Source organism: Agromyces sp. NBRC 114283, assembly GCF_030268405.1.
Classification (GTDB): domain Bacteria; phylum Actinomycetota; class Actinomycetes; order Actinomycetales; family Microbacteriaceae; genus Agromyces; species Agromyces mediolanus.
Genome location: NZ_BSQP01000001.1, coordinates 2,947,043 through 2,968,198, shown reverse-complemented (window position 1 = coordinate 2,968,198; position 21,156 = coordinate 2,947,043). Strand labels below are relative to the sequence as shown.

The following is a 21,156-nucleotide window of genomic DNA, read 5'->3' as shown; positions in this document are numbered from 1 at the left end:
AGCCATGAGACGTTGTTCGCGCACCGCATGCACCGCTGAGGCGGTCGCCACGCTGAGCTACGACTACGCCGATTCCATGATCGTCGTGGGGCCGCTCTCGCCGGTGCGCGAGCCGCACGGCTACGACCTCTGCGCCAGGCACTCCGAGCGCACGAGCGCCCCGCGCGGATGGCAGGTCGTGCGGCACAAACCGATGGGTGAGGTAGGTTTCAAGGCGTGATCTCCGCCCCCGACCCCTCCGGTTCCATCGCCAGCCTGTCCGCCGTCGTCAAGGCGTACGACATCCGCGGCCTCGTCGACGAACAGCTCACCGAGCCGATCGTCGAGGCCGTCGCCGCGGCCTTCGTCGACGAGGTCGACGCGGCCGGCGGCACCGTCGTCGTCGGCCACGACATGCGCGACTCCTCGCCCCGCTTCGCGGCGGCGTTCGCGCGCGGCGCGGCGGCGCGCGGCGCCTCGGTCACCGAGATCGGGCTCTGCTCCACCGACGAGAGCTACTACGCCTCGGGCGCCCTGGCCGCCCCGGCCGCGATGTTCACCGCGAGCCACAACCCGGCCGCCTACAACGGCATCAAACTCTCCCGCGCCGGCGCCCAGGGCATCTCGCTCGACACCGGGCTCGCGGCCATCCGCGATCGCGCCGCAGGCTATCTCGAGCACGGCATCCCGTCCGTCGCGGAGCCCGGGGCGGTCACGACCCGCGACGTCCTCGCCGACTACGCCGCGTACCTGCGCGGCCTCGTCGACCTCTCCGGCATCCGGCCGCTGAAGATCCTCGTCGACGCCGGCAACGGCATGGCCGGGCTCACCGTGCCCGCCGTGCTCGGCGAGGCCGCGGGGCTGCCCCGGCTCCCGCTCGAGCTCGTCCCGCTGTACTTCGAGCTCGACGGCACCTTCCCAAACCACGAGGCCAACCCGCTCGAGCCGGCGAACCTCGTCGACCTGCAGCGCGCGGTCGTCGAGCACGGCGCCGACCTCGGCCTCGCCTTCGACGGCGACGCCGACCGCTGCTTCGTGGTCGATGAGCGCGGCACGGCCGTCACGCCCTCCGCGGTCGCCGCGATCGTCGCGCTCCGCGAGATCGCCCGGGTCCGCGCCGCGGGCGAGACCGGCGAGGTCGCCGTCATCCACAACCTGATCACCTCCCGCGTCGTGCCCGAGACGATCGAGCGCGCCGGCGCCGTGGCCGTGCGCACCCGCGTCGGCCACTCGCTCATCAAGGACCGCATGCGCGAGACCGGCGCCGTGTTCGGCGGCGAGCACTCCGCGCACTACTACTTCCGCGACTTCTGGGGCGCCGACAACGGGATGCTCGCCGCGATGCACCTGCTCGCCGAGTTCGGCGCCCAGACCGGCCCGCTCTCGGAGCTGTCCGCACGCTTCACGCCCTACGCCCTCTCGGGCGAGGTCAACTCCACCGTCGAGGACGTGCCGGCCGCCTACGCCCGTATCTTCGAGGCCTTCACGGGCCGCGCGGAGTTCGACGAGCTCGACGGCCTCACCGTCGAGGGCATCACCGCGATCGACGAGCCGTTCTGGTGGTTCAACGTGCGCCCCTCCAACACCGAGCCGCTGCTGCGGCTCAACGTCGAGGGCGCCGACGAGGCGACGATGATCCGCATCCGCGACGAGGTGCTCGCGCTCATCCGCGCCTGAGCCGCGGCGCGGGCGCACGCCTCGAGTCCGAGGCGTGCAGCGTCACACTCGCGCCCCGAGTTCCCGATTCTCCCGCCGAGGCCGGAGAATGGATGCCATGAGCTCCCAGCCCCTCGCCACCACCCTGCCGTTCAAGGTCGCCGACCTCTCGCTCGCCGAAGCGGGCCGTCACCAGCTCCGGCTCGCCGAGAACGAGATGCCGGGGCTCATGGCACTCCGCGCGGAGTTCGGCGAGGCGCAGCCGCTGGCCGGCGCCCGCATCGCCGGCAGCCTGCACATGACCGTGCAGACGGCGGTGCTCATCGAGACCCTCGTCGCCCTCGGCGCGCAGGTGCGCTGGGCGAGCTGCAACATCTTCTCGACGCAGGACGAGGCCGCCGCCGCGGTCGTCGTCGGCCCGGACGGCTCCGCCGAGGAGCCCGCCGGTGCGCCGGTCTTCGCCTGGAAGGGCGAGTCGCTCGAGGAGTACTGGTGGTGCACCGATCGCATCTTCGACTGGTCGGCGGAGGCCGCTGCGGCCGGGGCCGACTGGATCGGCCCGAACATGATCCTCGACGACGGCGGCGACGCCACGCTGCTCGTGCACCAGGGCCGCGAGTTCGAGCTCGCCGGCGCGGTGCCGGAGGCCGCCGCCGACGACAGCGCCGAGTTCCGGGTGGTGCTCGAGACCCTGCGCCGCTCGCTCGAGCTGTCGAGCGACCGCTGGACCCGCATCGCCGACGAGCTCCGGGGCGTCACCGAGGAGACCACGACCGGCGTGCACCGGCTCTACGAGCTGCACGCCCGCGGGGAGCTGCGCTTCCCGGCGATCAACGTCAACGACTCCGTCACGAAGTCGAAGTTCGACAACAAGTACGGCATCCGCCACTCGCTGCCCGACGGCCTCAACCGCGCCACCGACGTGCTCATGGGCGGCAAGGTGGCGTTCGTCGCGGGCTACGGCGACGTGGGCAAGGGCGCGGCGGAGGCGCTGCGCGGCCAGGGCGCCCGGGTCATCGTCTCGGAGATCGACCCGATCAACGCGCTGCAGGCGGCGATGGACGGCTACCAGGTCGCCCGTCTCGAGTCGGTCGTCGGCGACGTCGACATCCTCGTCACCGGGACCGGCAACAAGGACGTGGTGCGCCTCGAGCACCTCCTCGCGCTGAAGCACCTCGCCGTCGTCGCGAACGTCGGCCACTTCGACAACGAGATCGACATGGCCGCCCTCGAGGCGCTCCCGGGCGCCGAGCGCATCGAGATCAAGCCGCAGGTGCACGAGTGGCGGCTGCCGAACGGACGCAGCGTGCTCGTGCTCAGCGAGGGCCGGCTGATGAACCTCGGCAACGCGACCGGGCACCCCTCGTTCGTGATGAGCAACTCGTTCACGAACCAGGTGCTCGCGCAGATCGAGCTCTTCACCCGTCCGGAGGCGTACCCGACCGCGGTGTACGTGCTGCCGAAGCACCTCGACGAGAAGGTCGCCCGCCTGCACCTCGACGCGCTCGGGGTCGAGCTGACCGAGCTCACCCCCGAGCAGGCCGCCTACATCGGCGTGCCGGTGGAAGGTCCGTACAAGGTGGACCACTACCGCTACTGACGGATGCCGCGGCGGCGCGCCGGCGCCGCCGCGGTGACGGCTCGGCGCCCGCGCCTGCGTCGGCGCCCACGTCGGCGTCAGGCACTCAGCGCTCGGGGAAGCCGTTCGGACGTGCAGTGAGCACCGGTTCGAGGGAGCGCATCCGTGCCGCCTCCAGCTCGAGCGCGGCGGCGTCGCGCTCCCGGCGCAGGGCGATGACGCCCGCGAGGAACAGCTCGGCCGGGGCATCCGGGATCGGCGAGACGTACGGCGACGCCTCCTGCGCGAGCGCCGCGGCGAATCCGGCGCGCCGTTCGGGCACGAGGTGCGCCGCGTTGCGGAAGAACGCGGAGATGCGCCGCTCGAGCGGCGCCGGGAGACGGCCGACGTCGGCCGTCGCCGCCCACGCCGTGAGCGGGGCGGGCACGCCGAAGGGATAGATCTCGAGCTTCGGCACGCGCTCCATCTGCGCGTGCGTGCCCGCGAGCAGATCGCCCAGCCGCTTCGAGGAAGGGTTCAGGAAGCCGACGAGGAGCGCCAGTCCGCCGAGCGTGAAGTAGATCTCCAGCACGCCCGTGAGCGCGCGGATGAAGGCGTGCCGGAACCCGATCGAGCCGCCGTCGTCGCGGACGACGCGCAGGCCCACGGCGAGCTTGCCGAGCGATCGGCCGCGGCTCGCCGTCTCGACCGTCGTCGGCACGACGACGAGGCAGACCACGAGCACGGCGATGCTGACGGCACGGAACGCCGCCTCGTCGAGGCTGAGGCTCGCGGCGAGCCAGACGAGCCCGCCGCCGACGAGTAGCGTCGCCAGGACGTCGATCGCGGCACCGGCGGCCCGCAGCACCGCGCCGGCCGGGCGGACGTCGAGCTGCACCGCCTCGCCCGTGAGCACGCCCTCGTCGGTCACGGTGGAACGGCGCTCGGGCGCTGCGACGGTCATGGGTAGTATTCAAGCAGATGGATCTCGACGCTCTCGCAGCAGCCCGTGCCGACGACTGGCAGCGTCTCGACGCGCTCACCCGGCAGCGCCGCCTCGACGGTCGCGAGACCGACGAGCTCATCGAGCGCTATCAGTCGGCCGCGTCCGACCTGTCGACGGTGAAGACGACCGCCGGATCCACCGCACTCGGCGAGCGGCTGTCGATCCTCCTCGCACGGGCGCGGCTCCGCTTCACGGGCGTGCCCGAGAACCCGTTGCGCCAGTTCACCCGCTTCTGGCTCGTCTCGCTCCCCGCCGCGCTGTACCGGGTGCGCTGGATCACCCTCGCCGTGGCCGTCGCGACCGTCGTCGTGGCCGGCCTCTTCGCATCCTGGGTGCTCTCCGACCCGCGCGTGATCGCGAATCTCGGCAGCGAGGCCGAGCTCAAGCAGCTCGCCGACGAAGGCTTCGTCGCCTACTACTCCGAGCACCCGGCGGCCTCCTTCGCCGGCTCGGTCTGGGCCAACAACGCCTGGATCGCCGCGCAGTGCATCGCCTTCGGCATCGTCGGCGTCTGGGTGCCGTGGGTGCTGCTGCAGAACGCGCAGAACCTGGGCGTGACCGCCGGCATCATGCTGCACTTCGACGAGGCCGACACCTTCTTCCTCTACATCGCGCCGCACGGCCTGCTCGAGCTCACCTGCGTGTTCGTCGCGGCCGCCGCCGGGCTGCGCATCTTCTGGGCCTGGATCGCCCCGGGCCCACGCGGGCGAGGCGCGGCGCTCGCAGCCGAGGCCAGGGCGCTGTTCACCATCGCGATCGGCCTCGTGTTCTGGCTGTTCGTCTCCGGGCTCATCGAGGGCTTCGTCACCCCGCAGCCGTGGCCGTGGGCCGTGAAGATCGGCATCGGCGCGCTCGCGCTGGCCGCGTTCCTGTTCACGATGCTCGTGCTCGGCCGCCGCGCTGCGAAGGCGGGCGAGACGGGCGACCTCGCGGAGTTCGATTCCGGCGAGCGCCGGATCGTCGCCGGCTGAGTCCGCTCCGGCCGCGCCCGCCAGCAGGAATCGGCCGAGTCGGTGCGAAGACGCCGATGGCGGATGCCCCGTCCGGGGCATCCGCCATCGTGGTGGTCCGGCTCAGGCGCTGAGCTTCGCCGCCCGGTCGAAGATCAGCTTGTAGAGCACGCCTGCGATGAGTCCGCCGACGATCGGGGCGACGATCGACGCCCAGAGCTGGACGAGCGCGTCGCCGCCGCCGAAGATCGCCGTCGCGATCGAGCGGGCCGGGTTGAACGAGCCGTTCGTGATCGGGCCCGCGACGAGCACCAGCACGGTCAGCGTGAGACCGATGGCCAGCGGGGCGAAGTTCGCCGCGGCGCGGCCCGCGGAGGTCACGCCGAGGATGACGAACAGGAAGACCGCGGTGGCGACGATCTCGGCGATGAAGAAGGCACCGATGCCGAAGCCGGCGGGGGAGAGCTCGTCGTAGCCCGTCGAGGCCGAGCGGAACGTCGCGACGACGTCGGCCCCGGGAGCGCTCGCGACGATCCCGAGCAGCACGACGGCGCCCAGGATGCCGCCGACGATCTGCGCGACGAGGTATCCGGCGACGTCCTTCCACGCGAAACGACCGGCGACCGCGAGGCCGAGCGTCACCGCGGGGTTGAAGTGCCCGCCCGAGATCGGACCGAAGGCGTAGGCGGCGACGAGCACGCTGAGGCCGAGCGCGAAGGCGACGCCGAGGAGGGTGGCGTTGGCGGAGGAGAAGATCGCCGCTCCGATGACGCCGAAGACGAGGATGAAGGTGCCGAGGAGTTCGGCGGTGAGCTTCTGCCCCGTCGAGGGGGCGGCCGTTCCGGCCATGCTGGTGTCCTTTCCTAGGGAGACGAATCGCCTCCTGCGGAGGCGACGAAACGGCGCGGGACCCCTCCGCGCCGGGCATGAGCCTATCGAGAACGCGGATCGCCGAAGCGGCGAGGCGCGCCGGTGTGTCGCGCCACGACGTCGGATGACGGCGGGCGACGTCGCGTGCCGCTTCGGGCCGCTCGGAGGCGACGGCTACAGCCGGCCAGCGGCCTTCAACGCCAGATAGCGGTCTGCGAGCGCGGGCGGGAGCTCGTGCGGCGGGGCGCTCACCGTCTCCGCGCCGAGCCGGCGGATGGCCGCCTCGACCCGTGCCCCGTCGAGCAGGGCGCGCTCGGCGGCGGCGGCCCGGTAGACGTCGTCGAGGTCCTCGGTGCGGGCGCTCGCGGCCACCGCGTCGGGATCGGCCACGGAGGCGACGATCACGAGGTGGCGCGAGGTGAGCTGCGGGAGCATGGCGAGCAGACCGGCGGCGTTCGCGGGCGAGTCCACGCCCGTGAGGAGGACGACGAGCGCGCGACGGCTGGTGAGCCGCCGCACCTGCGCGGGGACGGCGGCCCAGTCGGCCTCGATGAGCTCCGGGTCGATGGTCGCCATGACGTCGACGAGCTTGGCGAGCAGTTCGGCCCCGTTCGCCCCGTGCACCCGGCCGCGGACGCGGCGGTCCCACGCGAGCCAGTCGACCCGGTCGCCGGCGTGCGAGGCGAGGGCGGAGAGCAGCAGGGAGGCCTCGAAGGCCGTGTCGAGCCTGGGCTCGTCGGCGACACGGGCGGCCGCGGTGCGCGAGGTGTCGGTGACGATCACGATGCGCCGGTCACGCTCCGGGCGCCAGGTGCGCACCATCAGCCGGGTGCCGCCCGGGGCGTCGGGGTCGGTGCGGCGCGCGGTCGCCCGCCAATCGATCGAGCGGACGTCGTCGCCGCGGACGTACTCGCGGATGGAGTCGAACTCGGTTCCCTGCCCGCGGATCAGGATCGGCGTGCGCCCGTCGAGCTCCCGGAGCCTCGTCAGCCGGGACGGCAGGTGCACCCGCGAGGCGAACGGCGGCAGCACGCGCAGCACGCCGGGCGCGGCGAGCGTCGCCTGCCGCGACCACAGGCCGAGCGGGCCCGCGCTGCGGATGGTGACCTGCTGGACCCGACGGTCGCCCCGTCGGCGGGGGACCAGCACGAGGGACACCCGACGTCGTTCGCCGGCGGGGATACGGAGCCGGGAGCGGTTCGCCCCGACGACGCCGGCGGAGGGCTGCCAGCCGTCGCGGACGACGGCGCGGAGCGCCCGCCCGCCGAGGTTCTGCACGATGAGGTGCGAATCCGCGGCCTCTCCGAGCCGGACCCGCGGCGGCAGCTCCCGCTGCAGCGCGACCCGCCGCGGGGAGGCGGCCAGGGAGAGATCGATCGCACCGAGCCCGACGCAGAGCGCCGCCCAGGCGAGCAGCATGAGCCAGGCGGCCTGCCCCCCGGCGGCCGCCACCGAGGCCGGCGTCGGCGCACCCGACGCGGCGCCCGCCAGCGCACCCGCGACCACGATCGGCACCACGCCGAGCGCGAGGAGCAGCACGAACCTCCCGGAGATCGTCATCTCAGAGCGGGACCCTGACCTGCTGGACGATGCCGCGGAGCACCTGATCGACGGCGACGCCCTCCAGCTCGGCCTCCGGCCGCAGCTGGACGCGGTGACGCCAGACCGGCAGCAGCATGGCCTGCACGTGGTCGGGGGTCAGGCGCTCGTAGCCGGTCAACCAGGCCCAGGCCTTCGCCGCGGCCAGCAGGCCGGTCGCCGCTCGCGGGCTGACCCCGAGGCGGAGCGACGGCGCGCGCCGAGTCGCCCGGGCCAGATCGACGAGGTACGCGAGGACGTCGTCGGAGGCGCCCACCCGGCCGGCCGCGGCGCGCGCGGCCGAGAGCTCGCCCGCCGAGAGCACGGGCTGCACCCCGGCCGCCTCGAGGTCGTGCGGGGAGAAGCCGTCGGCGTGACGGCGGAGCATCGCGAACTCGGCGTCGCGCTCGGGCACCTCGAGGACGAGCTTCATGAGGAAGCGGTCGAGCTGCGCCTCGGGCAGGGAATAGGTGCCCTCGTACTCGATGGGGTTCTGCGTCGCGGCCACGAGGAACGGGTCCGGGAGCGGGCGGGTGACGCCGTCGGCGGAGACCTGCCGCTCCTCCATCGCCTCGAGCAGCGCCGACTGGGTCTTCGGCGGGGTGCGGTTGATCTCGTCGGCGAGGAGCAGGTTCGTGAAGATCGGGCCCTCGCGGAACGCGAACTCGCCCGACCGAGGGTCGTAGGCGAGGGAGCCGGTGACGTCGCCGGGCATCAGGTCGGGAGTGAACTGCAGCCGGCGCGTCTCGAGTCGCAGCGTGCGGCTCAAGGTGCGCACGAGCAGGGTCTTCGCGACGCCCGGAACGCCCTCGAGCAGGACGTGGCCGTCGGCGAGCAGGGCGATGATGAGGCCGGTGATCGCGCCGTCCTGGCCGACGACGGCCTTGCCCACTTCGGCACGCACCCGGTTGAGGGCGTCGCGCAGCTCGGCATCCGTCTGGATGGGGTCGGTCATGAGGGCCTTCCTGGTCGTTCGGTGGTCTGCGTGGGGTCCGCGTCGGGTCGCAGGGTGCGCCGCACCTCGGCCTCGAGCTCGTGGATCGCGGCGGCGAGCTCGACGAGCCGCCGGTCGTCGGCCGGCTCCTCGTCGACGAGCAGCCGCTCGGTGGCGTGGGGGTCCCGTCCGGTCGCGAGAGCGGCGGCGACGGCGATCTCACGGGCGTCGGCGGAGCGGGGCAGCTTCAGCACGCCGAGCAGACGGCCGAGCGCGCCGATCCGCAGCTGGTCGAGCGCGTGGGTGCGAACCGAGCTGCGTTCGTAGAGGCGCGCGCGGCCCTCGCGGGTCTCGGCGACGGGGACGTCGACGAGCAGGTCCTCCGCGACGAGCGGTCCGAAACGGCGGCCGCGCCACACCGCCGCCGCGACGACGAGCGCGATGGTGAGCAGGATGACGGGCGTCACCCAACCCGGGGTGAGCTCGCCGAGCGTCGGGGCGGAGGCGGCATCCACGTCCTCGAGGCCCGGCACGTACCAGGTGAGCTCCGCCGTCTCGCCGAGGAGGCCGAGTGCGAGCGCCGCGTTGCCGGCCTCGTCGATCGTGTCGTTCGCGAACGCGGTCGGGGCCGCGACCACCGTGATCCGTCCGCCGTCGCTCGGCCCCTCGGCGAGGGCGACGCCGAACTCGCCGTCGGGGAAGCAGCCCTGCCAGCCCGCGGCCCGGGCCTCGTCGTCGATTCGGAGCAGACGCTGCCCATCGGAGAGGGTCCCGGCGCGCTCGGCCGCCGGAAGGGCGCAGCCCGCGCGCTCCAGCGGTCCGCTCGCCGAGCCAGCCAGCCGCACGCCGTCGGCGAGCGCGTCGAGCGAGGCGAAGTCGGGGGCGATGACCACGAGGCGATCGGCCGAGCCCGCGAGCTCGGCGAGCCGTTCGGGTTCGAGGAAGCCCGCCGCGTCGGCGACCACGACGGTCGCGCCGTCGCGGGCAGCGCTTCGCGCATCGTCGAAGGTGGAGACTTCGCCGACCTCGACGCCCTGCGCGCGGAGCACCTCGACGACCGCCTTCGCCCCAGCTGGGCCGGGATTGTCGGCGCCGAGCGGGGTGCCACCGCCGCTGACCCGGCCCTGGAGCACGAGCAGCACGACGGCGCCCAGCACCGCGACGGCCGCGATGGCGATCCAGGTGCGGGCGTGGTGCAGGCCGCCGCGCAGGGTCGGCGTGAGCGAGGTCGCCGCCCGGGCCCCGGTGTCCGTCGCGGTCGCCGGCGCAACGGCCTCGGGCGCGCTCGGGCCGCTCACACCGGCACCGCCGGTCCGTGCGCGACCGTGTCGACGGGCGGGGTCGTCGCGATGACGGTCTCGAGCGCGGTCAGCTGCTCGTACTCGGCTGCGCCGCCGCTGCGGCCCAGGTAGCGGACCTCGTCGAACGCCCGCGCGGCCTGCTGCAGCCCGGCGGCGTGCTCGGGGAACGGTGTCGTCGCCGCCGCGGCGATCGCGTGCGCCGTCGTGCCGGGATGGACGCGCACGAGCTCGCGCTCGGTGAGGCCGCGGGCGAGCGCCCGGAACCGCTCCTCGATGGCGAGGGGCCAGTCGCCGCGCTGCGCGGCGAGCGCGGCGGCCCTGCGGAGCTCGTCGAGCCCGCGGACGTCGCCGTCCTCGAACAACGGGACCTGCGCGGCGCGCCGTCGCCGGAGCCTGGGCACGCCGAACACCAGCAGCCCGATGACGACGAGGACGACCACGATGAGGACCACGATCCCGATGACGAAGGGCTGCGGCACCCCGCCTGCCCCTGAGAAGAGTTCGCCCAGCCACTCGCCGATGCGCTGCATCAGCCGGTCGAACCAGCTCGGCTCGGCCGCACGGTACTCGGGCTTCGCGAGCTCGTCGATGAGCCAGCGCCGGGCCTCCTCGGCACCCGGGTCGACCGGGATCTCGATGCGCACGGCGGTTCAGGCCCAGCCCGGCGAGCTCGCGAGCGGTGCCGCTGACGGCACGAAGGGGTCGCCGACCGGGGAGCCGGCCTCGCGGAGCTCGACGTGCCGCTGCAGGACGAGGTCGAGCCCCTCTTTGCGCATGCGGAGGTCGAGGTAGACGACGGCGACGACGGCGGACTGGACGACGGCCGTGACCGCGCCGATGACGAGCGAGAGCACCATCGAGATCGCGTAGACGGCGATGATCGCGCCCGCCCCGCTGCCCGTGCCGGTCGGATCGATGAGGCCGGCGATGATGCCGCCGATGAGCGTGACCGGCGTCGTCACGAGCTGGGCGGCGAAGTACAGGATGACGGCGACGAGCGCCTCGACGCCGAACGTGCGCCAGAAGTACCTGTTCGTGAGCTGCCACGAGCGGGCGATCGCGCGGCCGACGCCGACGTGCTCCATGACGATGACGCTCGGGACGAGGGACAGCTTCACGGCGAGCCAGACGCCGAGCGCGACGACGCCGAGCGCGACCACGCCGACGATGAGGACGGTCGCGACGATGCCGCCGACTCCGCCCGAAGTGACCGAGGCGAAGCCGACGCCCACGAGGACGCCGAGGAGCACGACGGCGAGGATCGCGACGACGACGGCGATCGCGACGAGCAGGGTCCAGCCGATGAGCGGCCAGATGCGTCGGGCCGTGCGCCGCCACAGCTCGCCGAAGCGGAGCCGCTCGCCGAGCGTGCTGCTCGCCACCTCGACGACCATGATGCCCTGCAGGAACGCGCTGCCGACGATGGACAGCGCCATGGGGATCAGCATCAGCAGCAGGAAGCCCCCGACCGCCCCCGCGGTGATCGCGTCCTGGTCGGCGACGCTCGCGGAGCCGAGACGCGCGGTCATCGCGAAGAAGAACGGGACGAAGGCGCCGACGGTGGTCAGCGCGACGACGAGCTGCACGATCAGCCCGCTGCCGAGCACCGGCCCCGGATTGCGCCGGAGCGTGCGGAACGGCGCCCACATCAGCGTGCCGAAGCCGAGCGGTCGGAGCGGCAGGAGGCCCGGCTTCGGCGGCGGCGTCCATCCCGGCTGGGGCGCGCCGTATCCGGGCGGGGGTGTGGCGCCGTAGGCCTGCTGGGGGCCGTTCGCCCACTGCGGCGCGCCGGGGGCTGACCAGGGACCGGGAACCGGGCCGCCGTTCGCCGGCGGCGGCCACGCGCCCTCTGCGGGCGGCTGCCACTGCGGATCGGTCACGAACGGGCTCCTTCCGGCGGTCTTCCCATGCTTTCACATCCGGAACGGAACGCGTCGCCGCCGTGCACAGGCGGGCGCGCGAGCACTCGGATCCCGCCCCCGCCGCCGTCGAACGGCTACGCTGGGACGACCGGCCACGTCGCAGAAGCCCCGGCCCGAGCGGAGATGTGAATCGATGTCCCAACGCATCCTGGTCGTCGACGACGACACGGCCCTCGCCGAGATGATCGGCATCGTGCTGCGTTCGGAGGGCTTCGAGCCGATCTTCTGCAGCGACGGCGCGCAGGCCGTCGAGGCGTTCCGCGAGGCGCGACCCGACCTCGTCCTCCTCGATCTCATGCTCCCGGGAATGGACGGCATCGAGGTCTGCGGCCGCATCCGGGCCGAGTCCGGTACGCCGATCATCATGCTCACCGCCAAGAGCGACACGGCCGACGTGGTGCGCGGGCTGGAGTCCGGCGCCGACGACTACATCGTGAAGCCCTTCAACCCGAAGGAGCTCATCGCGCGGATCCGCACGCGACTGCGCCCGGCGCCCGAGCAGGCGCCCGAGACGCTCGGCGTCGGCGACCTCGTCATCGACGTCGCCGGGCACGAGGTGCGGCGCGGCGACGAGCGCATCAATCTGACGCCCCTCGAGTTCGACCTGCTGCACACCCTGGCGGCGAAGCCGCAGCAGGTGTTCACGCGGGAGATGCTGCTCGAGCAGGTCTGGGGCTACCACTACAAGGCCGACACCCGGCTCGTGAACGTCCATGTGCAGCGCCTCCGCGCGAAGGTCGAGCACGACCCGGACAACCCCCGCATCGTCATGACCGTGCGCGGCGTGGGCTACCGCGCCGGCGCCACCACCTAGGCCATGAGCACGGCCGAGGCGGCGCCGGCGACGCTGCGGATCGGCCGCTGGCGAGGCATCCCGCGGCGGCTGGCGTCACTCTGGCGCCACTCGTTGCAGTTCCGCACCGTGCTGATCACCCTCGCGCTGTCCGGCCTCGCGATCCTCGTCATCGGGCTGTACATCAGCTTCAGCGTGGCCTCGAACCTGTTCCAGACGCAGCTCGACCAGGTGCTCGGCTCCTCGAACAACGCCACGGCCGCCGCGCAGCGCATCCTCAATCCCTCGGACGCGTCCGACCAGGCCGCCATGCAGTCCCTCATGGACTCGACGGTGAAGATCGTGCAGTCGAGCTCGGGGAGCTCGCTCATCGGCGTCTACCGGGCGCCCGAGCAGGACCCGTCGACGATCGCCCCGCTCGGCAGCATCGCCCCCGGCCTCGAAGCCGTGTTGACCGACGAACTGCGCGAGCGGGTGCAGGAGAACCCGGGCGGCCAGTTCTGGCAGTCCGTGGCCCTCGACGATGGCGCGGGCGGCACGGACCCCGGGGTGGTCGTCGGCTCCGATCTGCAGGTGCCGGGCGCCGGCCGGTACGAGCTGTACATCGGCTACGACTTCGCCGACGCCCAGCAGACTCTCGACCAGATGCAGGCCACCGGCGTCGTCGGGGCGATCGCGCTCCTCGCGCTCCTCGCGGTCGTCACGCTCCTCGTCGTCCGCTGGGTCATCGAGCCGATCCGCACCGCGGCGATGACGAGTCGGCGGCTCGCCGCGGGCGACCTCGGCGTGCGGATGCCGGAGAAGGGCGAGGACGAGCTCGCCACCCTCGCCGCCTCGTTCAACGGCATGGCCGACAGCCTGCAGGCGCGGATCCGGGAGCTCGCCGAGCTCTCCGTCGTGCAGCAGCGCTTCGTCTCCGACGTCTCGCACGAGCTGCGTACGCCGCTCACGACGATCCGGCTCGCCGGTGACGTGCTCTACGGGCAGCGCGACGACTTCCCCGGCCCGACCGCGAGGACCGTGGAGCTCCTGCACACCCAGACCGACCGATTCGAGCAGCTCCTCGCCGACCTGCTCGAGATCAGCCGCTACGACGCCGGCTCCGTCGAGCTCGCGACGGAGCCCACGAACCTCGTGCACCTCGCCGGCGATGCGATCGAGTCGATGCACGAGCTCGCGCAGGAGCGGGGCAGCGAGCTGCGGCTCGATGCGCCCGGCGGCCACCTCGACGCGCAGGTCGATCCCCGGCGGATCCGCCGCATCGTCCGGAACCTCCTCGGCAACGCGATCGAGCACGGCGAGGGGAGACCGATCGTGATCGCGGTCGACTCGAACGAGCAGGCGGTGGCGCTGAGCGTCCGCGACTACGGGCTCGGCATGAGCGAGGAGGAGCAGTCGCACGTCTTCGACCGCTTCTGGCGAGCGGACCCGAGTCGCACCAGGACCATCGGCGGCACCGGGCTCGGGCTCGCGATCTCGCTCGAGGACGCGGTGGCTCACGGCGGGGCGCTGGACCTCTGGTCGCGCACGGGCGTGGGGACCGTTTTCCGGCTCACCATCCCGAGGAAGGCGGGCGGGGAGTTCGCCGAGTCGCCGCTCCCGCTCGCACCGGTCGACCCGGAAGCGGTCGGGCCCGGTGCGCCGAACACGGTGACCACGGACACGAAGAGCCTGGGGGTGCCCGATGCGTAAGCGTCTCGCGCTCGCCGCGGCGGCGCTCGCCGCGCTGCTGCTCGCGAGCTGCGCATCCCTGCCGAGCTCAGGCGGGGTGAACGCCGGCAGCCCGGGAACGGGGGAGGAGACGCTCGAGCTCGACCTGCAGGCGCCGTCGCCGACCGAGGGCGCCAGCCAGGAGGAGATCCTCCGCGGCTTCATCAACGCCGCGACGAGTCCGCGGAGCAACTACGCCGTGGCCAGGCAGTACCTCGCCCCGCAGTTCGCCGACCAGTGGCAGCCGGGCGAGGGGGCGACGATCGATCGCTTCGCCGACCGCGACACGGTCCGCGTCGACGACACCCGCCTGCAGATCGACGCCGTGCCCGCGGCCGAGCTCGCCGCCAACGGGCAGTACCAGGCGGCGCAGTCGCAGGCGCCGATCCAGCTCGACTACCGTTTCGTGAAGGTCGGCGCGGAGTGGCGGATCAGCGAGGCCCCGGCCGGCGTGCTGATGGACGAATCGAACTTCTCGCGGGTCTACCGCACCCACACCCTCTATTTCTACGACGTCGACTTCCGTTTCGCCGTCCCCGACGTGCGCTGGTTCGCCGGTCGCGAGTCGGTGCAGACGAGCATCGTCCGCGCGCTCCTCGCGGGGCCGGCGGACTGGCTCGACGCCGGGGTGGTGTCCGCGTTCCCGGAGGGGGTCCGCCTCGACCCGGACGCGGTGCCGATCGACGGGGGCGTGGCTGACGTCTCCCTCGAAGGCGTGCCGGTGGACGACGAGCTGGCGGCGCAGCGGATGCGCTTCCAGCTGCGCGAGAGCCTCGCCTCCGTGCCGAACGTCGACGACGTCCAGCTCTCCCTCGACGGCACAGTGCAGACCGGCCCCCTCGCCTTCACCGCCACAACTGACCCCGTCGCCGACACCCGTGCGGTCGTCTACGACGGGACGAACTTCGGCCGACTCGCGGCGGGCGGTGGCGAGATCGAGCCGATCCCCGGCCTCTCCGATCAGATCGCCTCGCTGCTGCCGACCGCCGCGGCGCTCGCGCCCGACGCCCAGGCGGCGGCGGTGCGCTCCGTCGAGGGAGACGTGTACCGGGTCGACTTCGAGGCCCAGCCCGTCCGCGTCGACGACCGCGCCGGGCTGATCGCGCCGGCGATCGACGGCCAGGGGTACATCTGGACCGTGCCGGCCGGCTCGCCGCGGGAGATCCGCGTCACCGGGCCCGACGGCAGCGCCGTGGCGATCACCCCGCCGTGGGCGTCGAGCGGCATCGCGGCGCTCGAGCTGGCGCCCGACGGCACGAGGCTCATCGCCCTGCTCGACGACGGCGCGACGAGCAGCTTCGTCGCGGTGGCGGTCGCGCGCACCGGCGACGGCGTCCCGCAGTCGCTCGGGACCGCGCAACTGGTGCTCGCGGGGGAGACGGGCGACGCGGAGGACGTCAGTTGGCTCGACCAGACGACGGTGGCGTCGCTCACCGCCACGGAGGGCGGCAGCGGCATCGTGAGCCAGGTGCTCGGCGGCCTCGCGACGCGCCGCGACGGCCCCGCCGGCGGTATCCAGCTCGACGCGGCGGCCAGTCCGAGGGAGTACCGCGTGCTCACGAGGGACGGCGAGCTGGAGACGGTGAGCGGCGTCGGGTGGCAGGTCCGGGCGAGCGGCTTGCGCTTCCTCGGCACCCAGCTCGCGGGCTGAGCCGTATCCCTCGGCACCCAGCTCGCGGGCTGAGCCCGAGCCGTCCTCCCCGGCTCTCACACGATGGCACTTCTCCCCGGGAATGGCGGTTGCGGCGAACGGGCGGATGGCTCGCTGGGATCCTCGAGGCATGGATCGATCACGGGTCGGCGCCGCCTTCGCCGAGGCCGTCGCGCTCGCGCTGCCGGTCTCCTGCGCCGGGTGCGGGACGTTCGACCGATCCGTCTGCGCGACGTGCCTGCGCGAGCTCGTCCCCGCCCCGCGGCTCGTCGTCCGCGAGACGGGCGGCGCGGCCCTCGCCGCCTGGGCGGGCCTCTCCTTCGGCGGGGTGGTCCGGCCCGTGCTCGGCGCGTTCAAGGACGCCGGCCGCACCGACACGGCCGCGGCACTCGCGCCCGCGCTCGGCGCGGCGATCACCGCCGCGCTGCTGGCGATCGCCGCGCCGGCAGGGTCGGACGGGATCGAGCTCTGCACGATCCCGTCGACGCCCGCGGCGCTGCGGGCGCGCGGCTACCGGCCCGTCGAACGCTTGCTCGCGCAGCTCGGGCTGCGGTCCGTCCGCGTACTGCGGCCCGTCGCCGCCCACCTCGACCAGGCCGGGCTCGACGCCGAGGCGCGACGACGCAACTCCGCCGGCTGGCTCCGCGCGCGGGGAGCGGCGGGGCGGACCCTGCTGCTCGTCGACGACGTGCTCACCACCGGCTCCACGCTCGCGGCCGCCGCGGCGGCGATCGAGGCCGCCGGGGGTCGGGTCGCGGGCTTCGCCGTGCTCGCCGAGACCCCGCGCCGCCACCGATGAACATCGCAGGAGATCTTCGGCGAACTCTCCGTGACAAGCGGCCCGAAGCGGGCTACGGTGGCAGCACAGGCGTGGTCCAACCACCCTTCAGAACCGGGTGACACGCCGGGAGATGGAGGCCGTAATGGAACTGAACATCGTCGGACGCAACCTTGGGGTCACCGATCGATTCCGTGCCTACGTCACTGAGAAGGCCGAGAAGGTCTCGCACCTCGCCGAGCGGGCGATCGCGCTCGATGTGAAGCTCGTGCGCCACAGCGAGAAGAACGGGAACCCGGGCCCCGACCGCGTCGAGCTCACGCTCGTCGGCCGCGGCCCCGTCGTCCGGGCGGAGGCGGACGGCAGCGACAAGTACGCCGCGTTCGACGTGGCGCTCGGGCGATTGCTCGAACGGATCAGGCGGGCGAAGGACCGCAAGAAGGTGCACCGCGGCGGCGCCCACCGGCACACCTCGCTGCGCGAGGCTGCGGACGCCGGGTTCACCGGGGTCGGCGTGCAGGCCGCGGGCGCCGAAGTGCTCGAACGGGTCCGCACCGGCAGCATCCCCGTCGTCGAGGAGCAGGACGAGCACGGAGAAGACGAGGTGTACACCCCGGTCGTCATCCGCCGGAAGGTGTTCGCGTCCGCACCGATGACCGTCGACGAGGCCCTCTACTTCATGGAACTCGTCGGGCACGACTTCTACCTCTTCGTCGACTCCGAGTCGGGCCGGCCGAGCGTCGTCTACCGGCGCAAGGGCTGGGACTACGGAGTGATCGGCATCGACGAGCAGGCCGGCGCCGCCATCGACGACCCGGTCACCAAGGGTCGCGAGGCGGTCGCCTCCTAGACGCACGATCGCGCGGGGCATCCGGTCGCCGGCCGGATGCCCCGCGCTCTGCGCCGGGTGCTGCGATCCGGGCCGGCGGACGCACCGGTCGCGACCGGCGCGCATCCGGCTCGTGTCCAGCTCGCTGCCCACTAGCATGGCTATGATGACCGTCTGCACAGGCGGCAGCGGGCGCGCCCTCCACCCGAGCGGGTGCGGCCGACGACACTGGGAGAGCATTTCGTGGCTTCGATTCTGGAAAAGGTCCTGCGCGTCGGCGAGGGCCGTACCCTCAAGCGTCTCGAGAACTACGCGAAGGCGATCAACGCCCTGGAGGACGACTTCAAGGACCTCAGCGACGAGGAACTGAAGCACGAGACGGTCGAGCTGCGCGAGCGCTACTCGAACGGCGAGTCGCTCGACGACCTGCTGCCCGAGGCGTTCGCCGCCGTGCGCGAGGCGTCCCGGCGCACGCTGGGCCTCCGCCACTTCGACGTGCAGCTCATGGGCGGCGCCGCGCTGCACCTCGGCAACATCGCCGAGATGAAGACCGGTGAGGGCAAGACGCTGGTGGCGACGACCGCGGCGTACCTCAACGCCCTCACCAGCCGCGGAGTGCACATCATCACGGTGAACGACTTCCTCGCGTCGTACCAGTCGGAGCTCATGGGCCGCGTCTTCCGCGCCCTCGGCATGACGACCGGATGCATCCTCTCCGGCCAGACGCCGCAGCAGCGCCGCGAGCAGTACGCCGCCGACATCACCTACGGCACGAACAACGAGTTCGGCTTCGACTACCTGCGCGACAACATGGCGTGGCAGGCGTCCGACATGGTGCAGCGCGGGCACTATTTCGCCATCGTCGACGAGGTCGACTCGATCCTCATCGACGAGGCGCGCACGCCGCTCATCATCTCGGGTCCGGCCTCGGGCGAGGCGAACCGCTGGTTCACCGAGTTCGCCCGCCTCGCGGAGCGCCTCGTCCCCGGCGAGGACTTCGAGGTCGACGAGAAGAAGCGCACCGTCGGCGTGCTCGAGCCCGGCATCGAGAAGGTCGAGGACTACCTCGGCATCGACAACCTCTACGAGTCGGCGAACACGCCGCTCATCTCCTTCCTGAACAACTCGATCAAGGCCAGGGCCCTGTTCAAGAAGGACAAGGACTACGTCGTGATGAACGGCGAGGTGCTCATCGTCGACGAGCACACCGGCCGCATCCTCGTCGGCCGTCGCTACAACGAGGGCATCCACCAGGCGATCGAGGCGAAGGAGGGCGTGCAGGTCAAGGCCGAGAACCAGACCCTCGCGACCGTCACCCTGCAGAACTACTTCCGCCTCTACTCGAAGCTCTCGGGCATGACCGGTACGGCCGAGACCGAGGCCGCCGAGTTCATGTCGACCTACAAGCTCGGCGTGGTCCCGATCCCGACGAACAAGCCGATGCAGCGCATCGACCAGCCCGACCTCGTGTACAAGAACGAGGAGTCGAAGTTCGCGCAGGTCGTCGAGGACATCGTCGAGCGGCACAAGAACGGACAGCCGGTCCTCGTCGGCACGACCAGCGTCGAGAAGAGCGAGTACCTCTCGCGCCTGCTCGCGAAGAAGGGCGTGCGCCACGAGGTCCTGAACGCGAAGAACCACGCGCGCGAGGCCGCGATCATCGCGCAGGCGGGCCGCCACGGCGCCGTCACCGTCGCCACGAACATGGCCGGTCGAGGCACCGACATCATGCTCGGCGGCAACGCCGAGTTCATCGCGGTCCAGCGGATGCACGAGAAGGGTCTGTCGCCCGTCGACACGCCCGAGGAGTACGAGGCCGCCTGGGACGACGTCTTCGCCGAGGTCAAGCGCGAGGTCGACATCGAGGGCGAGAAGGTCCTCCAGGCCGGCGGCCTCTACGTGCTCGGCACGGAGCGGCACGAGTCGCGACGCATCGACAACCAGCTCCGCGGTCGCTCGGGGCGTCAGGGCGACCCCGGCGAGAGCCGGTTCTACCTCTCCCTCACGGACGACCTGATGCGGCTCTTCAACGCCGGCGCGGCCGAGAGCATCATGGCCCGGGGCGTGCCCGACGACGTGGCCATCGAGTCGAAGGTCGTCTCCCGGGCCATCCGCTCGGCGCAGTCCCAGGTCGAGGCGCGCAACGCCGAGATCCGCAAGAACGTGCTGAAGTACGACGACGTCCTGAACCGGCAGCGCGAGGCGATCTACTCCGACCGCCGGCACATCCTCGAGGGCGACGACCTGCACGAGCGCACGCAGGCCTTCCTCGAGAACGTCATCGACGAGGTCCTTGACCAGCACACGGCCGAGGGCAACCCCGACGAGTGGGACCTCGACGCGCTCTGGACCGAGCTGAAGACGCTCTACCCGATCGACATCACCATCGACGAGGTCGTCGCCGAGGCGGGCGAGAAGGGCCGGGTCAACCGCGACTTCATCCGCCGCGAGATCCTCTCCGACGCGAAGCTCGCCTACCAGCGCCGCGAGGAGCAGCTCGGCAGCCCGGCGATGCGCGAGCTCGAGCGCCGGGTCGTGCTCTCGGTGATCGACCGCCGCTGGCGCGACCACCTGTACGAGATGGACTACCTGAAGGACGGCATCGGCCTGCGCGCCATGGCGCAGCGCGACCCGCTGGTCGAGTACCAGCGCGAAGGCTACGCGATGTTCCAGCAGATGATGGGCTCGATCCGCGAGGAGACCGTCGGCTTCCTGTTCAACCTCGAGGTCGAGGTCGCCCAGCAGGGCGGCGTCGCCGGGCCGAACATCGAGGCGAAGGGGCTCGGCCGTCAGGCGACCCCCGAGGAGAAGCTCAGCTACACCGCGCCGAGCGACTCGGGCGAGGCCGAAGTGCGGAACCAGCGCGGTCAGCTGCAGCAGGCGGCGACGCAGCGCCTCCGTCGTGCGGTCGCCGAGTCGCAGAGCGAGGGGGCCGGCGACGCGCCCGCCCAGGGCGGTGCGCGCGGCGCCTTCGGGCAGGCTACCGGCGAGGCCTCCCCGCAGAACCGGGCCGAGCGGCGCGCCCAGGACCGCAAGGGCCGCTAGGGATCACTCGACGAGGGCCGCGCATCCGAGGATGCGCGGCCCTCGTCGTGTCCATGCCACGCCTCGCCCCGGCCGGTCCGGTGGGACGCGCTCAGAGCACGCCGAGCACGGACGCCCGCCACCGGGCGTCGAAGCCCTCGAGCCGGATGACGATGGCGCGAGTACGGGGACGCTGGTGCACGAGCACGACCGCTTCGACCACGCCGTCGGCGGGTTCGCTGGCCCGGATCGTGCCGATCGCGAAGACCGGGCGCTGCGGGCGTGCGCCGCGCACGCGGCGGGCACGTGCGGCGAGGGCGACCCGCTTCTCGAGCCCGCGGTAGACGTCGTCGGTGACCCAGCGCGCGAGCTGCTCGAGCTCCCGCGCCCCGGCGAGCGCTTCGACGACGCAGTGCGCGAGGTTGCGAAGCACCGGCATCGGATCGGGGAGCTCAGCGCGGCCGGCCGGTTGTGGACCGAAGAAGTCGTCGCGATCGAACGGGACGTGGTCGTGGAAGGGCTCGGCGGGCTGCGCCGGTTCGAAGTGCGGGACCATGCTGCTCCTGGATCGTGGCGATCGCCGAGCACAGCCCGACGACCGGATCACCCCCGAATGG

General features: G+C 72.6%; 18 protein-coding genes. 10 read left to right on the top strand and 8 right to left on the bottom strand.

Annotated elements, in window-relative coordinates:
- Window positions 1-4 precede the first annotated feature (4 nt).
- The 3 genes from QSJ60_RS14320 (at window position 5) to ahcY (ending at window position 3,235) form a co-directional block, all read left to right on the top strand.
- Complete coding sequence (locus QSJ60_RS14320; RefSeq protein WP_189086299.1) at window positions 5-220, top strand: DUF3499 family protein; 216 nt, start codon at window positions 5-7, stop codon at window positions 218-220.
- Window positions 217-1,656, top strand: a complete 1,440-nt coding sequence (locus tag QSJ60_RS14315; protein WP_285464015.1) for a phosphomannomutase/phosphoglucomutase — start codon at window positions 217-219, stop codon at window positions 1,654-1,656. Before QSJ60_RS14320 ends, QSJ60_RS14315 begins: the two co-directional genes overlap by 4 nt.
- Window positions 1,657-1,753: 97 nt before the next feature.
- The gene (gene ahcY / locus QSJ60_RS14310) at window positions 1,754-3,235 is read left to right on the top strand and encodes an adenosylhomocysteinase (protein ID WP_285464014.1); all 1,482 of its coding nucleotides are present in this window, start codon (window positions 1,754-1,756) and stop codon (window positions 3,233-3,235) included.
- An 85-nt stretch (window positions 3,236-3,320) separates the two neighbouring features.
- Here the strand turns inward: ahcY and QSJ60_RS14305 are convergent, their stop codons facing one another.
- On the bottom strand, window positions 3,321-4,157 hold the full coding sequence (locus QSJ60_RS14305) for an RDD family protein (RefSeq protein ID WP_285464013.1): 837 nt from the start codon (window positions 4,155-4,157) through the stop codon (window positions 3,321-3,323).
- 17 nt (window positions 4,158-4,174) lie between these two features.
- On the opposite strand from QSJ60_RS14305, the gene QSJ60_RS14300 reads away from it, so the two are divergent.
- On the top strand, window positions 4,175-5,170 hold the full coding sequence (locus QSJ60_RS14300) for a stage II sporulation protein M (protein ID WP_285464012.1): 996 nt from the start codon (window positions 4,175-4,177) through the stop codon (window positions 5,168-5,170).
- A 102-nt stretch (window positions 5,171-5,272) separates the two neighbouring features.
- On the opposite strand, the gene QSJ60_RS14295 is transcribed toward QSJ60_RS14300, so the two are convergent.
- The 6 genes from QSJ60_RS14295 to QSJ60_RS14270 all read right to left on the bottom strand — a co-directional run bounded on the left by QSJ60_RS14295 (window position 5,273) and on the right by QSJ60_RS14270 (window position 11,712).
- On the bottom strand, window positions 5,273-5,998 hold the full coding sequence (locus tag QSJ60_RS14295; protein WP_230765978.1) for an aquaporin: 726 nt from the start codon (window positions 5,996-5,998) through the stop codon (window positions 5,273-5,275).
- A 195-nt stretch (window positions 5,999-6,193) separates the two neighbouring features.
- Window positions 6,194-7,579 (bottom strand): DUF58 domain-containing protein, encoded by a 1,386-nt coding sequence (locus tag QSJ60_RS14290; protein WP_285464011.1) that lies wholly within the window; start codon window positions 7,577-7,579, stop codon window positions 6,194-6,196.
- Window position 7,580: 1 nt separating this feature from the next.
- On the bottom strand, window positions 7,581-8,552 hold the full coding sequence (locus tag QSJ60_RS14285; RefSeq protein ID WP_189086305.1) for an AAA family ATPase: 972 nt from the start codon (window positions 8,550-8,552) through the stop codon (window positions 7,581-7,583).
- The gene (locus tag QSJ60_RS14280) at window positions 8,549-9,829 is read right to left on the bottom strand and encodes a DUF4350 domain-containing protein (RefSeq protein WP_285464010.1); all 1,281 of its coding nucleotides are present in this window, start codon (window positions 9,827-9,829) and stop codon (window positions 8,549-8,551) included. The genes QSJ60_RS14285 and QSJ60_RS14280 overlap by 4 nt, the downstream gene beginning before the upstream one ends.
- Window positions 9,826-10,476, bottom strand: a complete 651-nt coding sequence (locus tag QSJ60_RS14275; protein WP_285464009.1) for a DUF4129 domain-containing protein — start codon at window positions 10,474-10,476, stop codon at window positions 9,826-9,828. Before QSJ60_RS14275 ends, QSJ60_RS14280 begins: the two co-directional genes overlap by 4 nt.
- A 6-nt stretch (window positions 10,477-10,482) precedes the next feature.
- Entirely contained in the window at window positions 10,483-11,712 is a 1,230-nt protein-coding gene (locus QSJ60_RS14270) for a DUF7847 domain-containing protein (protein WP_285464008.1), read from the bottom strand.
- 175 nt (window positions 11,713-11,887) lie between these two features.
- Between QSJ60_RS14270 and mtrA the strand changes: the two genes are divergently transcribed.
- The 6 genes from mtrA to secA all read left to right on the top strand — a co-directional run bounded on the left by mtrA (window position 11,888) and on the right by secA (window position 20,560).
- A complete protein-coding gene (mtrA, locus tag QSJ60_RS14265; RefSeq protein ID WP_189086309.1) occupies window positions 11,888-12,568 on the top strand; it encodes an MtrAB system response regulator MtrA in 681 nt (226 codons plus the stop codon).
- Window positions 12,569-12,571: 3 nt separating this feature from the next.
- Window positions 12,572-14,239, top strand: coding sequence for an MtrAB system histidine kinase MtrB (mtrB, locus tag QSJ60_RS14260; RefSeq protein ID WP_285464007.1), 1,668 nt, complete (start codon window positions 12,572-12,574; stop codon window positions 14,237-14,239).
- On the top strand, window positions 14,232-15,908 hold the full coding sequence (locus QSJ60_RS14255) for an LpqB family beta-propeller domain-containing protein (protein ID WP_230765990.1): 1,677 nt from the start codon (window positions 14,232-14,234) through the stop codon (window positions 15,906-15,908). The genes mtrB and QSJ60_RS14255 overlap by 8 nt, the downstream gene beginning before the upstream one ends.
- 130 nt (window positions 15,909-16,038) lie before the next feature.
- Window positions 16,039-16,707, top strand: a complete 669-nt coding sequence (locus QSJ60_RS14250; RefSeq protein ID WP_230765992.1) for a ComF family protein — start codon at window positions 16,039-16,041, stop codon at window positions 16,705-16,707.
- A 124-nt stretch (window positions 16,708-16,831) separates the two neighbouring features.
- Window positions 16,832-17,536: a ribosome hibernation-promoting factor, HPF/YfiA family gene (hpf, locus tag QSJ60_RS14245; protein WP_230765995.1), complete on the top strand. Its 705-nt coding sequence runs from the start codon at window positions 16,832-16,834 to the stop codon at window positions 17,534-17,536.
- 222 nt (window positions 17,537-17,758) lie between these two features.
- Entirely contained in the window at window positions 17,759-20,560 is a 2,802-nt protein-coding gene (secA, locus tag QSJ60_RS14240; protein ID WP_189086314.1) for a preprotein translocase subunit SecA, read from the top strand.
- Window positions 20,561-20,651: 91 nt separating this feature from the next.
- Here secA and QSJ60_RS14235 read toward each other — a convergent pair whose 3' ends face one another.
- Window positions 20,652-21,095, bottom strand: a complete 444-nt coding sequence (locus tag QSJ60_RS14235; protein WP_230765997.1) for an Rv3235 family protein — start codon at window positions 21,093-21,095, stop codon at window positions 20,652-20,654.
- Between the last annotated feature and the right edge of the window lie 61 nt (window positions 21,096-21,156).